1 pseudogene is annotated in these 303 nt (G+C 63.0%); it reads right to left on the bottom strand.

The annotated features are described in order from the left end of the window. A pseudogene (locus BK660_RS29985) lies at nt 1-303 on the bottom strand (ATPase, T2SS/T4P/T4SS family); the annotation flags it as partial.

Consider the following 303-nt stretch of genomic DNA (forward strand, 5'->3'; position numbering starts at 1 on the left):
GGGTCGAGGCCCGAGGCGAGCAATTCGTCGTCGGTGGGGGTGACCGGCGCGCTGCAACTGGCGCAGACCAGGCGGATCAGCCGCTGCGCCCGATTTCCATTTGGGTGAAACGGCCGATCACGTCGAACAAGTTGTTGGCGTGGATGGTGGTGAACACCAGGTGACCGGAGAGTGTCGATTGCACGGCGATGTGCGCGGTGTCCGGGTCGCGGATTTCACCGACCATGATCGTGTCCGGGTCATGGCCCAGGATCGCGTGCAACCCTCTGGCGAAGGTCAGGCGTTTCTTTTCATTGACCGGGA

The sequence above is a fragment of the Pseudomonas brassicacearum genome (genome assembly GCF_003732265.1).
GTDB lineage: Bacteria > Pseudomonadota > Gammaproteobacteria > Pseudomonadales > Pseudomonadaceae > Aquipseudomonas > Aquipseudomonas brassicacearum_D.